The sequence below is a fragment of the Antribacter gilvus genome (assembly GCF_003946865.1).
In the GTDB taxonomy this organism is placed as follows: Bacteria; Actinomycetota; Actinomycetes; order Actinomycetales; family Cellulomonadaceae; genus Antribacter; species Antribacter gilvus.
In genome coordinates this window covers 66,614-79,940 of the sequence record NZ_QXTH01000013.1, presented here as the reverse complement: position 1 = coordinate 79,940, position 13,327 = coordinate 66,614, and the positions used below count along the sequence as shown (strand labels likewise).

The window sequence follows — 13,327 nt, the reverse complement described above, 5'->3', positions numbered from 1 at the left end:
ACAAGTCAACGCCACTCGGGCGCCTCGTGCGACCCGGACACGCCGCCCACGGAAGACACGCCGGACAATCTTGTCCGCTCCTGCCCGCCGGGAGCAGCATCCGGGCCGGATCGCCCGCGCGAGGTTGTTCTCGGGGGGGCCGGCAGGGCTCACACCGGGCGGGCCAGCGCCTCGTGGACCAGGCGCAGCACGTGCAGCGATCGGTCATGGTCCGCCTCGAACCGGACCGGGTCGCGGTGCGCGAGCTGCTCGCGGATCAGGACCGCCTCCCGGGCCGGCGGGAGCGCCTCGCCGTGCCGCCCGAGCTCGGCGAGCGTGGCGGCCAGGTTGGTCAGGGACTGGGCCAGGTCGGGCAGGTAGCAGCCGGGCCGCACCTCCGCGAGCTCTCGCCGCAGCCGGACCGCCTCCGCGGCGGGCTCCACCGCGTCGGCTGCCCGGTCCAGGTCGAGGAGGGTGGCTCCCAGGTTGGTGAGGCACGCCGCGAGGTCCGGGAGGTACCGCTCCGCGTTGTCCGCCATGAGGCGCCGCAGGATCCCGACGGCTTCCTCCGTGGGGAGCAGCGCGTCCGCGGGGCGGGCCAGCTCCGAGAGCCGGACGCCGAGGTTGGTGAGGGAGCCGGCGAGCGTCGGCTCGTGCAGCGCCCGGTTCCCCGCCGCGAGCGTGCGCCGGATCTCCACGGCCTCCTGCTCCACGAGCAGCGCGTCGACGACCCGCTCCAGCCGGGACAGCGTCACGCCGAGGTTCGACAGCGACGCGGCCAGGTCGGGCAGGTAGCGCTCCCCGCTCTCCTCGGCGAGCCGACGCCGCAGCTCCACGGCCTCACGCTCCACGGGCAGCGCGTCGAGGGTGCGGCCCACGCGGGAGTAGAGCGCGCCGAGGTTCGACAGCGACAGCGCGACGTACGGCAGGTAGGCGCTGGCGTCGGCCGCGAACCTCCGCCGGATCGCCAGCGACTCCTCGCTCGCCGCGATCGCCTCGTCGGTGCGACCGACCTCGGCGAGGCGGGCGCCGAGGTTGGACAGCGCGCTCGCCAGGTCCGGCCCGTGCAGCTCCGGGTTGTCCGCCGCCAGCGCGCGCCAGTGCGTCACGGCCTCGTCGGTGCAGCGGTAGGCCTCGTCGAGACGCCCCAGCTCGGCGTGCCGTCGGCCCAGGTTCCACAGCGCCTTCGCGAGCCGCGCCCGGTGCTTGCCCGGGTCGGTCGCCTCGAGCTCCCGGAACATCGCCACCGCCTCGGTGGCAGGGTCGACCGCCTCCGCCGGGCGGCCGAGGGCCCCGAGAGTCACCCCGACGTTCTGCAGCGTCCGGGCGAGGAGCGGCCGGAACCGCTCCGGGCGGTCCTGCGCCAGCTCCCGGTAGATGCCGGCCGCCTCGAGCTCGGCCGCCATCGCGCCCTCTGCGTCACCGACCTGCCACACGATCACGCCGTACGACACGAGCGTCTCCGCGAGGTCGGGCAGGTACCGGGCGGGGCGGGCGACGGCGCGCTCGCGCGGGTCCGGGCGGGCGGGGCGGGCGGGGCGGGCGGGGCGGGCGGGGCGGTCCGCGGCACGCTCGCGCCGCAGCCGGAGCGCCGCCTCGACATGGACGAGCGCCTCGTCCGGCCGGCCGCTCTGCTCCAGGGCGGCTGCCAGGACGTCGTGCGCGGTGGCGCGCGCCGCGTCGTGCGCGTCGGCGTCGGCGTCGGCGTGGGCGTCGGCGTCGGCGTCCAGCAGGTCGAGGGCGCGGCGGGCGAGCCGTGCCCGCGCGGCGGAGACCGGGGCCGACGGGAGCGCCAGGGCGGCGGCCAGCGGCTGCAGCACGCGGACGTCGTCGGGCACGAGGTCGCACACCCGGTCGAGCAGCGCCACGACGGCCTCGAAGGCGGCGGACCGCCCGGCAGGGTTCCCGTCGTGCCTGCCGACCGGTCGTGGGGGGGTCGGCCATCGTGTGTGCCAGGAACATGACGGCCCGGGCCGCCTGGGTGCCGGAGATCCGCGCGCCGGGCGGCAGGAGCCGATCTCCACCGGTGTGATCGGTGCCCGGGACCCCTCCCTGGCCCGCGAGCTGGTCGACCAGGTGCCACTGGGCGAGCCGGTCGGGCAGGAGGCCGGTGAACGGCCGCGTGTCACCGGGCGCGGGCGGGAAGGTGGAGGCGAGGAAGGCGCTCAGGATCTTCACCTCGTCGTCCGACGCGTCCCTGAGGACCGCCCGCAGGAGGTCGCGCGCCTCGGTCGCGTCGGCCGCGCCGAAGAGGGTCGCGACCGCGACCGCGTGCGGCACCCGCTCGCTCTCCGGCGCCGGGATGCCCAGCGCCAGCGCGGTGAGCCCGGCGGCCCGGGCCCAGGCCCGCCGCTCGTGCCGGAGCAGGTCGGCCAGCCCCGCCGACGGCCGCACGGTCACCGGCCGCGCGCCGGCCACACCGGCCGCAGCGGCCACGCCGACCCCTCCGGCCCCACCGCCCCCACCCGACCCGCCGACGTCACCGAAGCCGTGGGCGGGCCCGCCCCGCACCCCGCCCCGCACCTCGCCGAGGACCGCGGCGAGCGCCGCGGCATGCAGGTCCAGGATCCGCCCGTTCCCGGTGTCCGACGGCGCCACGTGGAGCGTCGGCGGGACGACGCCGAGCACGTCCGCGAAGGCGGCCGCCGCGTCCACGAGGATGCTCGCGTCCGACTGCGCGGGGTGCGTCGCGACCGGGAGGTCGGTGCCCTGGTACGCGCGGTCGAGCACCTCCCCTGCTGCTCCTCCGAGGAGGCGCTGCCACCACTCGCCGGCCCCGCGGGCGAGGAGCAGCACCCGCACGGCGCGGGCGTCGGCGTCGGCCACCGCGGTGATCAGGTCGCTGAGCGGCGGCCTGGCGTCTGCCTCGTCGACGACGAGGAGCGTCCGGCCCGGCCCGAGCGCGGCGGCCGCCAGCGCCTCGTCGCCCTCGAGGACCGGAACCACGGCCCACCCCGACCGCGCGAGCCGAGCCGTCAGCTCGGCCGCGAGCCTCGTCTTGCCGACTCCGCCCGCCCCCGTGACGAGCCGCACGGCGACGCGCTCGCGCGACCGTGCCCAGGACTCGAGGGCGGCCAGCTCCTGGGTACGCCCCACGAACGGCACGATGCGGCGCTCTGGCGCGAGCAGGCTCGCCGGGCTGTGCCCTCCAGAGGCCGGCTGCCACGCAGGGCGCTCCGCCGGGTCTCCCCCGCGGCCCTGCCGGAGCCTCGCGAGGAAACCGGGAATGTCCACGACCGACCAGTCAAGCGCAGGCCGCCCGACACGACCACACCTGCCGTCATACGGGGTCATGAAAAGAATTTTCCCGATGTCGGTACCGGTCAGGCCGGAGCGGACGCCGCGACGGCCTGACGGCCCAGGCGTTCCTGCTCCTGCGCCAGGATGGTCCGGGCGAGCTCCGGCTCCGACACGTCGACCGCAGCGGGCGCGGAGTCGGTGATCTCCGACTGCCGCGCGAACTCCTCGAACAGGGCAGCCTTGGAGCCGAGGATCTCCATCATCCGCTGATCCACGGAGTCCTCCACCAGCAGGCGGTGCACCTGCACCGTGCGGGTCTGGCCCATGCGGTGGGCCCGCGCCACGGCCTGCGCCTCGATGGTCGGCTTGACCTGCGGCTCGCAGAAGATCACCACGGAGGCCGCCTGCACGTTGAGCCCCACGCCGCCGGCGGTGATCTGGCTGACCAGGACCCGCGGCCCGTCCGGGCGTGCGAGGACGTCGACCATCTCCTGCCGGTCGGCCACGGGCACCGACCCGGTGAGCGGCCCCACCGCCAGGTCGCCGAGCATCGTGGACACCTGCTGGAGCACGTTCAGGAAGTACGAGAACACGATGACGCGCCGACCGTTGGCGACCGCCTCGTCGACGAGCTCCCGCAGGCGGCGCAGCTTGGCCGAGTCCTCCGGGTGGGCCACGTCGAACGCCGCCCGGCGCATCGCCATGAAGTTGCCCGCCTCGACGGCGGCGCGGTACGCCGCGCCGTCGTGCTCGCCGAACCGGTCCCACTCCTCGACCTGGACCAGCCCGGGGAGCTCGGTGAGCACGTCCTCCTGGTTGCGCCGGAGGTAGGCCGGGGCCACGATCCGCCGGAACGCCTTGGCCCCGGAGAGGCCCGCCTGCGGGTCGAGCTGGCGCGCCACCTCGGGCTGGAGGTAGCCCACCATGTGGCGGAACTCGGCGACCTTGTTCTCCATCGGCGTGCCCGAGAGGAACAGCACCCTGTCCGCCCGGTCGGCCCAGGCGCGCACGGTCCGCCCGCGGATCGTGGCCGGGTTCTTGACGTAGTGCGCCTCGTCGACCACGAGCAGCGCCGGGCGGAGCGTGTCGTCGAAGGGGAGGCGGCCGAGCACCTCGAAGGTGGTGACGCCCACGCCGCCCTCCTCCGTCCAGCGGGACGCCGCGGCGTCCCGGTCGGTCCCGTGCAGCACGGTGGCGGTGAGCGCGGAGTGCCGACCGACCTCCCGCTCCCAGTTCGTCACCACGCTCGCCGGGCACACCACGAGGTGGTGCACCGGACCGGGCGCGGCGGTGGCGGTGAGGTGCGCCATCACGGCGAGAGCCTGCATCGTCTTGCCCAGGCCCATCTCGTCGCCCAGGATCGTGCGGCGCTGCACCAGGGCGTACCGCGCGCCGAAGGCCTGATAGCCACGCAGGGACGCGCGCAGCAGCGTCCGGTCGAGCGGCTGGTCCTCGACCCGGCGCACCACGTCCGCGGGCAGGAAGCCCTCGGCGGCCTCGTGGTCGTCCCCGAGGTCGGCGACCTGGCTCAGCAGCCCGTAGTACTCGGCAGAGCGCTGCTCGAAGTCGGCCCAGACGGCGGCGGCCTCCAGCGGCTGCCCGACAGCGGCGCGCACCTCCGCCGCGGCGACGACCAGCCCCGGGACGCCCGAGGAGTGCGACGTGGCGGTCGGCGGCGTGCGGCGCACCCCGTCCTCCGGGAGGCCGAGAAGGTCCGCGAGCGCCGTGACGGCCGCGAACGACGCGGTCCGGACGGGGGCGGGCGCGAACAGGCGCCGCAGCCAGCTGGTCGCGGGGCGTGCCGGGTCGAGGAAGGGCGGCGCCTCGACGGCGAGGCGCTTGGCGGTGTCTGTGTGCCGGTGGCGGGCGTCGGTGGCGAGGCCGAAGGCGTGCAGGGCCTGCACCAGGACGGTCGCGTAGGGGTCGTCGGGGTCCACGTCGATGCGGAACCGGAGCCCGGCGTCCACCTGGTCGGCGAGCTCGCGCGCGGCGGCGACGGCGAGCCGGGCGGTGCCCGCGCCGATGCCCTCCTCGACGAGCCGGTCGGTCCCGGCCACCAGGACCTGGGTCACGTGCCGGTACCCGGACTTCTCCAGGACGGTCACCTTGAGCTTCTTGCGCAGCTCCTCCAGCGCCGCGACGGGGACGGTGCGCAGCTCGGCGTGCACACGCACCTCGCGGACCGCTGTGTAGGCGGAGCGGACGTGCTCGCGCAGGTCGGCGTCGGCGGTCAGGACGAGGCGTGAGTCGTCGAGCCGGGCGTGGGCGTCGTCAAGGACGCGGCGGGCAGGTCCGGGCTTCCAGGTCTGGTCGGTCATCGGCCGGTCACTGTACCGGGATGGGGTGACATTCCGGTTTTCCACCGTTCCGTCGTGGCGACCATGCGGGTACGTTTGACGGCATGAGCAGACACGGTGGTGTCCCCGTCACGTCCGTCACCGAGCTCGAGGAGCTGGTGGGCCGCCCGCTCGCCCCCGCGCGCGACAAGACGCGCAGCTCCCTGCACGAGATCGACCGCCAGTGGCTCGCGGCGTCACGCCTGTGCTTCGTCGCGACGTCGGGCGCCGACGGCTCGCTCGACGTCTCCCCCAAGGGCGACCCCGCCGGGTCCCTCGTCCGCGTCCTCGACGACCGCACGATCGCGCTGCCCGAGCGGCCGGGCAACCGCCGCGCCGACGGGTTCCACAACCTCCTCGCCGACCCCCACGTGGGCCTCGTCTTCGTGATCCCTGGACGCGGCGACACCCTCCGGATCAACGGGACCGCGACGGTCGTCCGGGACGCCCCGTACCTCGCCGACCTCCAGGTCCGCCGGCACGTGCCCACCGTCGCCCTCGAGGTGGACGTCCACGAGGTCTTCTACCACTGCTCCAAGGCGTTCCTGCGCTCCCAGGCCTGGGACGCCGCGTCGTGGGAGCCGGACGCCGCCCCCCGCCGGGCGGTCATCTCGAAGTCGCTCGAGCGGCCCGACGACGCCCTCGAGACCCTCGACGACTACTACGGGCCGTCGTACGCGGAGAAGATCTACGGCTGAGCCGGCCTGCGGGCCAGCGCCCACCAGACGATGCCGCCCGTCAGCATCATGACGCCCACGATCCCGCCGCCGATCGCCACGAACCAGGCGGCGATCGTGCCGCCGAGCCCGGTGAAGAACTCCCGGAACCCGGTGCCCTCCGTCACGACGAAGGTCGAGCCCGCGGGCGCGTCGGGCGTCAGGACCGTGACGACGTAGTCGCCCGGCGTGGTGACCACGAGGTCCGCCACGGCGATCGCCTCGGCCCCACCCCGGCCGAAGCTCTGGGAGACCGCCGGCGAGGACACCGTGACGTCGCCGCCCGGGGTGACCGCGACGTCGTCGGCCGCCAGGAACTCGTCCTCGTCGCCCGAGACCTGCCACACCGTGTACCGGCCGGGCTCGGCGACCTCGAGCTCCGCCGAGCCACCCACGGGGCCGGAGGCCAGCGCGGCGGACCCGGGCCCGCCGTCGGCCGTGACGATGCCCGTCGGGACAGCGCGCAGGAAGAGCACCACAGCCACCACCACCGCGGCCAGCGCGACGAGCAGCACCGCGGCGCCCGCGAACGTGAGGATCTTGGCGCCGCGGGTGCTGCGCGGTGCGGGCGCGGGGCCCGGCGACGGCTGCGGGGCGGGGGCGGCGGTGGTCACCGCCCCATCCTGTCAGTAGGTGGTCAGCCCGTGGGCGCGGAACTGGTCGCGCACCCGCTCGGTGAGCTCCGCCGACGGCGGCACGGTCGCCTCGAGCGCGTACGGTCGCCCGAGCGCCGCCCACTTGGTGCGACCCATCTGGTGGAAGGGCAGCACCTCGACGCGGGAGACCGCGCCCGGACGGATCCGGTTCAGGGACGCCGCGTACGCGGCCACGCGCTCCACGTTGGCGGCGTCGTCGGTCAGCCCGGGCACCAGGACGAACCGCACCCAGATCTCCGGCCCGTCCACGGCGGCGGCGAGCCGCCGGCCGAACGCCAGGGTCGGCTCCAGCTTGCGGCCGGTCACCCAGCGGTACACGTCCGCGTCGCCGCTCTTCACGTCGAGCAGCACGAGGTCGGCGTCGGCGAGCATGGCGTCGGTGAGGTTGGCGCCGAGGTAGCCGGAGGTGTCGAGCGCGGTGTGCACGCCCAGCTCCTTCGCGCCGCGCAGGATCCGCGCGGCGAAGGCCGGCTGCATGAGCACCTCGCCGCCCGACAGGGTCAGCCCGCCGCCGGTCGCCCGGAACACCGGAAGGTACCGCCGCACGCGTGCCAGGACGTCGTCGGCCGTGACCAGCTCGCCGTCCCGCATCCGCAGCGTGTCGGGGTTGTGGCAGTAGAGGCACCGCAGCGGGCAACCGGCGAGGAACGTCGTGAGCCGCGTCCCGGGGCCGTCCACGGCGGTCACCAGCTCCCACGAGTGGACCGAGCCGACCTCCCCGCTCCGCATCCGGGCGAGGGTGTCCGACCGGGTCAGGGTCTCCGGCATCAGACCGCCCCGTGGAACGTGCGGCTCAGCACGTCGAGCTGCTGCTCGCGCGTGAGGCGCACGAAGTTGACCGCGTACCCGGACACCCGGATCGTCAGCTGCGGGTAGCTCTCCGGGTGCTCCATGGCGTCCAGGAGGGTCTCCCGGTTCAGGACGTTGACGTTCAGGTGGTAGCCGTCGCCGCCCACGGACGCGTCGAGCAGGCCGGTCAGGTTCGCCACCTGCTCCTCACGGGTGCGGCCCAGGCCGGACGGCACCACCGTGCTGGTCAGCGAGATGCCGTCCTGCGCCTCGCCGTACGGCAGCTTCGCCACCGACAGGGCCGAGGCGAGCATGCCGTGCGTGTCGCGGCCGTTCATCGGGTTCGCGCCCGGGGAGAACGGCTCGCCGGCGCGGCGCCCGTCGGGCGTGCTGCCGGTCGCCTTGCCGTAGACCACGTTCGACGTGATCGTCAGCACGGACTGGGTCGGCAGCGCGTCGCGGTACGTGCGGTGCTTGCGGATCTTCGACATGAAGGACTCGACGAGCTCGACGGCGTTGGCGTCGGCCCGGTCGTCGTCGTTCCCGTAGGTGGGGAAGGCGCCCTCGGTGACGTAGTCGACGACGACGCCGCGCTCGTCGTGCACGGGCGTGACCGTCGCGTACCGGATGGCCGAGAGCGAGTCCGCGGTGACGGACAGGCCGGCGATGCCGCAGGCCATGGTCCGGAGCACGTCGCGGTCGTGCAGGGCCATCTCGAGCCGCTCGTAGGCGTACCTGTCGTGCATGTAGTGGATGACGTTCAGCGCCTCCACGTAGGTGGCGGCGAGCCAGTCCATCGTCGTGTCGAGGCGGGCCCGGACGTCGTCGTAGTCGAGCGCGCGACCGGGCTCGACCGGCGGGAACGCGGGCGACACCTGCTTGCCCGACACCTCGTCCCGCCCGCCGTTGATCGCGTACAGCAGCGCCTTGGCGAGGTTCACGCGGGCGCCGAAGAACTGCATCTGCTTGCCCACGGCCATGGGGCTCACGCAGCAGGCGATCGCCGCGTCGTCGCCCCAGGCGGCCCGGATCTGGGCGTCGGACTCGTACTGCACCGCCGAGGTGTCGATCGACACCTGCGCGCAGAAGTCCTTGAACCCGCGGGGCAGGTCAGCGCTCCAGAACACCGTCAGGTTCGGCTCCGGGGCGGGGCCGAGGTTGTACAGGGTCTGCAGGTAGCGGAACGACGTCCTCGTGACGAGGGTGCGGCCGTCGTCGCCCATGCCGCCGATGGTCTCGGTGACCCACGTGGGGTCGCCGCTGAAGAGGGCGTCGTACTCGGGCGTCCGCAGGAAGCGCACGATCCGCAGCTTGATCACGAAGTCGTCGACGAGCTCCTGCGCCTGCTCCTCCGTGAGGCGGCCGGCCACCAGGTCCCGCTGGAGGTACACGTCGAGGAAGGTGGACGTGCGGCCCAGGGACATGGCGGCCCCGTTCTGCTCCTTGACCGCGCCGAGGTAGGCGAAGTAGAGCCACTGCACGGCCTCCCGCGCCGTGACGGCGGGCCGGGAGATGTCGTAGCCGTAGGACGCGGCCATCTCCTTGAGCTCGGCCAGGGCGCGGAGCTGCTCCGCGTGCTCCTCGCGGGCGCGGACCACCTCCTCGCTGAACGGCCGGGTGTCCAGGCTGAGCTTGTCGAGCTCCTTGGCCTCGATGAGGGCGTCGACGCCGTACAGCGCCACGCGGCGATAGTCGCCGATGATGCGGCCGCGGCCGTAGGCGTCGGGCAGGCCGGTGATGAGGTGGCTGCTGCGGGCGGCGCGCACGGCGGGCGGGTAGGCGTCGAACACGCCCTGGTTGTGGGTCTTGCGGTGCTTCGAGAAGGTCTCCCGCAGCACGGGGTCCACCTCGTAGCCGTACGTCTCGAGCGAGGTCTCGACCATGCGCCAGCCGCCGTTCGGCATGATGGCGCGCTTCAGCGGGGCGTCCGTCTGCAGGCCGACGATCAGCTCGGCGTCCTTGTCGATGTACCCGGGCGCGTGCGCGGTGATGCCCGCGGGCGTGTGCGGGTCGACGTCGTAGACCCCCTTCTCACGCTCCTCGGGGAACATCGCCGACAGCGTCCCCCAGACGTGGGTGGTGCGCGCCGTCGGGCCCGCCAGGAAGGCGGCGTCGCCCTCGTAGGGGGTGTAGTTGCGCTGGATGAAGTCCCGTACGTCGACGTGGTCCTGCCACGGCCCGGAGACGAAGCCGTCCCAGGCCGGGTGCAGGGCGTCGGTGCCCGACGCCGGTCGGTCGCCCTGGGTGCGCGAGGCGCCGTCGGTCCGGGTCGTCTCCGTGGTCATTGCCGCTCCTTGTCCGCTGAAATCCCTTCCTCTCTAAGGTAAGACCACATGGCTCGACGGGGCCAGACCACGGATTGTCTCGTCGCTCACAGGCGGTCCTGTCTCGCGGCGGGCCCGAGCCGGGCCCGGCTGTCCGTGTGAGACTGCCAGCGTGACGCGGACGATGGGTGTGGAGGAAGAGCTGCTGCTGGTCGACCGGGAGGGCGCGCCCGTCCCGCGGGCCCAGGCGGTCCTCGACGGCGCCGAGCCCGCCGACGGCCCCCTCGAGGCGGAGTTCATGGAGGAGCAGATCGAGACGGCGACGCCGCCGCACGCGAGCCTCACCGAGATCGCGGCGTCGCTCCGCGCCGGGCGAGCGGGCGCGCAGGCCGCCGCCGACCGCGAGGACGCCCGCGTCGTAGCCGTCGCCACGTCGCCGCTGCCGTTCGCGGGCACCACGGTGTCGAAGCTCCGGTACCTCACGGCGCGGGCCGCGTTCGGGATCACCGCCCGCGAGCAGCTGACGAGCGGCTGCCACGTGCACGTGGCGGTGGCCGACGACGCGGAGGGTGTCGCGGTGCTCGACCGCATCGGGCCCTGGCTCGCGCCGCTGCTCGCCATCTCGGCCAACTCGCCCTACTGGCAGGGCGTGGACTCCGGGTATGCGAGCTTCCGGTCGCAGGTCTGGGCGCGATGGCCGACAGCCGGGCCGACACGGCTCTTCGGCACCCCGGAGGTCTACCACGCGGCGGTCGAGGCGCTCGTCGGCACGGGCACGATCCTGGACCCGGCGATGGTGTACTTCGACGCGCGGCTGTCGGCCACCTACCCCACGGTCGAGATCCGCGTGGCCGACGTGTGCCTCTCCGCCGACACCGCCACCCTCCTCGCCGCGCTCGCCCGCGGCCTCGTGGAGACCGCTGCCCGGTCCGTCGACGACCCGGCGCCCGACGTCCCCGTCGAGATCCTCCGGACCGCGCACTGGCGCGCGGGCCGGTCAGGGCTCTCCGGCGAGCTGGTGGACCCGCGGACCTGGCGTCCCGCCCCCGCCCACGACGTGGTCGGGGCGCTCGTGGACCACGTCCGCGACGCGCTCGTCGACGCCGGCGACCTCGACGCGGTCACCGAGCTGCTGGGTGCCCTGTGGGCTGCGGGCGACGGGGCCGCCCGGCAGCGCGCGTGGGCCGCGGCGGCCGACGGCGACCTGGGCGCGGTGGCGCTCCGAGCCGCGGACGAGACCCTCGCCTGAGCCCTGCACGCGCGTGCGCCCTCGCGTGATCGGCAAAACGTTGCATGATCGGCAGTTCGAACTACCGATCATGCAACGAACTACCGATCACGTGGCGGGTCGGGGCGCGCGTCAGACCAGCGCCAGCGCCCTCAGCGCGTCGCGGGTCGCGTCCGCCGCCGTCATGCGCTGCGCCGTGGCGATCTGGTCGATGCTGGCGTGGTCGAGGAACTCGACCGACAGCCCCAGGTGCACGTGCGGCGTCCGCACGCCCTGCTCGCCGGCCCGCTGGGCCAGCATGGCGCCGATGCCGCCGTCGACCACGCCGTCCTCGACCGTGACGACGAGGTCGTGCTCCCCGGCCAGCTTCACGAGCGCCGCCGGGACGGGCAGCACCCACGTGGGCGAGGCCACGGTCACGTCCACGCCGTGGGCCGCGAGCGCCTCGCCGGTGTCGAGCGCCGTGCCGCACATCGAGCCGACGCCGACCACGAGCACGCGCCGCGCCGTCGTCCCGCCCTGCGCCGCAGCACCAGCACCCGCCGCAGCGCCCTGCCCGGCCACGACACCCCGCCCCCGACTCCGCGGCGCGGCGTCGTACCGCGCGACGACGTCCACGCCGTCGAGCTCCTCGACGGCCGGGATCTCCCCGCGCAGGGCGCCCTTCGGGTACCGCACGACGGTGGGGGCGTCGTCGACGTCGACGGCGGCGCGCAGCGCGGTGCGGAGCGTCGCCTCGTCGCGCGGCGCGGCGAGGCGCAGGCCGGGGACGATACGCAGCATGGCCATGTCCCACATGCCGTTGTGGGAGGCGCCGTCCTCGCCGGTGATGCCGGCGCGGTCGAGCACGAAGGTGACGCCGGCCTTGTGCAGGGCGACGTCCATGAGGACCTGGTCGAACGCGCGGTTGAGGAACGTCGCGTAGACGGCGACGACGGGGTGCAGCCCGGCGTACGCCATGCCTGCCGCGGAGGTGGCGGCGTGCTGCTCGGCGATGCCAACGTCGAACGTGCGCTCGGGGAACGCCTCGGCGAACGGCGCGAGGCCCACGGGGTGCAGCATCGCGGCGGTGATGGCGACGACGTCGGGCCGCCGTCGGCCGATCTTCACGATCTCGTCGGCGAAGACGGAGGTCCAGCCGAACCGAGACGGCGCCACGGGCAGGCCCGTCTCGGGGTGGATGACGCCCACGGCGTGGAAGCGGTCGGCGACGTCCTGCTCGGCGGGCGTGTAGCCGCGGCCCTTCTCGGTGATGGCGTGCACGATCACGGGGGCGCCGTACGCCCGGGCGCGGCCGAGCGCGTGCTCGAGCGCGGCGACGTCGTGCCCGTCGACCGGGCCGATGTACTTGATGCCGAGGTCCTCGAACATGCCCTGCGGCGCGACGACGTCCTTGAGGCCCTTCTTCAGGCCGTGCAGCCAGCCGTAGGCGAACCGGCCGGGCGCCCCGGAACGCGTCAGCGTGCGCTTGCCCCAGTCGAGGAACGCCTCGTAGCCGCGGGTGGTCCGCAGGGTGTCGAGGTGGTTCGCGAGGCCGCCGATGGTGGGCGAGTAGGAGCGGCCGTTGTCGTTCACGACGATGACCAGGCGCCGCTCGCGGCTCTCGGCGATGTTGTTGAGCGCCTCCCAGGCCATGCCGCCGGTCAGGGCGCCGTCGCCGATGACGGCGACGACGTGGCGGTCGTCGCGGCCCTGCACCAGGTTGGCCTTGGCGATGCCGTCGGCCCAGGAGAGGGCGGTGGAGGCGTGGGAGTTCTCGACCACGTCGTGCTCGGACTCCGCGCGGCTCGGGTAGCCGGACAGGCCGCCGCGCTTGCGGAGCGCGGAGAAGTCCTGGCGCCCGGTCAGCAGCTTGTGCACGTACGACTGGTGGCCCGTGTCGAACACGAACGTGTCGCGCGGGGACTCGAAGACGCGGTGCATCGCGATGGTCAGCTCGACGACGCCGAGGTTGGGGCCCAGGTGGCCGCCGGTGCGCGAGACACGGTCCACGAGGAAACGCCGGACCTCCTCGGCGAGCTCCGGCATCTGGCCGGGCGTCAGTGCCCGCACGTCCTCCGGCGAGCGGATTCCGCTCAGCAGACCCATGCCATCGTCCTTCCACAAGTACGGGTGCCCG

The 13,327-nt window shown here is 74.4% G+C and carries 9 protein-coding genes; 2 read left to right on the top strand and 7 right to left on the bottom strand.

Annotated elements, in window-relative coordinates:
• Nucleotides 1-149: 149 nt before the first annotated feature.
• The 3 genes from D1350_RS24570 to D1350_RS19870 form a co-directional block, all read right to left on the bottom strand.
• On the bottom strand, nt 150-1,385 hold the full coding sequence (locus D1350_RS24570) for a tetratricopeptide repeat protein (protein ID WP_276313777.1): 1,236 nt from the start codon (nt 1,383-1,385) through the stop codon (nt 150-152).
• 13 nt (nt 1,386-1,398) lie between these two features.
• The gene (locus tag D1350_RS24565; RefSeq protein ID WP_240644234.1) at nt 1,399-3,075 is read right to left on the bottom strand and encodes an ATP-binding protein; all 1,677 of its coding nucleotides are present in this window, start codon (nt 3,073-3,075) and stop codon (nt 1,399-1,401) included.
• A gap of 227 nt (nt 3,076-3,302) precedes the next feature.
• A complete protein-coding gene (locus D1350_RS19870; protein ID WP_125777787.1) occupies nt 3,303-5,537 on the bottom strand; it encodes a DEAD/DEAH box helicase in 2,235 nt (744 codons plus the stop codon).
• A gap of 83 nt (nt 5,538-5,620) precedes the next feature.
• Here D1350_RS19870 and D1350_RS19865 point away from each other — a divergent pair, with 83 nt between their 5' ends.
• A complete protein-coding gene (locus D1350_RS19865; protein WP_125777786.1) occupies nt 5,621-6,253 on the top strand; it encodes an MSMEG_1061 family FMN-dependent PPOX-type flavoprotein in 633 nt (210 codons plus the stop codon).
• Here the strand turns inward: D1350_RS19865 and D1350_RS19860 are convergent.
• From D1350_RS19860 to pflB, 3 genes are read right to left on the bottom strand one after another with little or no spacing between them, the layout of a single operon-like run.
• Nucleotides 6,244-6,885, bottom strand: a complete 642-nt coding sequence (locus tag D1350_RS19860) for a hypothetical protein (RefSeq protein ID WP_125777785.1) — start codon at nt 6,883-6,885, stop codon at nt 6,244-6,246. The genes D1350_RS19865 and D1350_RS19860 overlap by 10 nt on opposite strands.
• Before the next feature lie 12 nt (nt 6,886-6,897).
• On the bottom strand, nt 6,898-7,695 hold the full coding sequence (pflA, locus tag D1350_RS19855) for a pyruvate formate-lyase-activating protein (RefSeq protein WP_125777784.1): 798 nt from the start codon (nt 7,693-7,695) through the stop codon (nt 6,898-6,900).
• Nucleotides 7,695-10,001, bottom strand: coding sequence for a formate C-acetyltransferase (gene pflB / locus D1350_RS19850; RefSeq protein WP_125777783.1), 2,307 nt, complete (start codon nt 9,999-10,001; stop codon nt 7,695-7,697). Before pflB ends, pflA begins: the two co-directional genes overlap by 1 nt.
• Nucleotides 10,002-10,164: 163 nt before the next feature.
• Here pflB and D1350_RS19845 point away from each other — a divergent pair, with 163 nt between their 5' ends.
• Nucleotides 10,165-11,229 (top strand): carboxylate-amine ligase, encoded by a 1,065-nt coding sequence (locus tag D1350_RS19845; protein WP_125777844.1) that lies wholly within the window; start codon nt 10,165-10,167, stop codon nt 11,227-11,229.
• 111 nt (nt 11,230-11,340) lie between these two features.
• On the opposite strand, the gene dxs is transcribed toward D1350_RS19845, so the two are convergent.
• Entirely contained in the window at nt 11,341-13,296 is a 1,956-nt protein-coding gene (gene dxs, locus D1350_RS19840; RefSeq protein ID WP_125777782.1) for a 1-deoxy-D-xylulose-5-phosphate synthase, read from the bottom strand.
• Nucleotides 13,297-13,327: the final 31 nt, after the last annotated feature.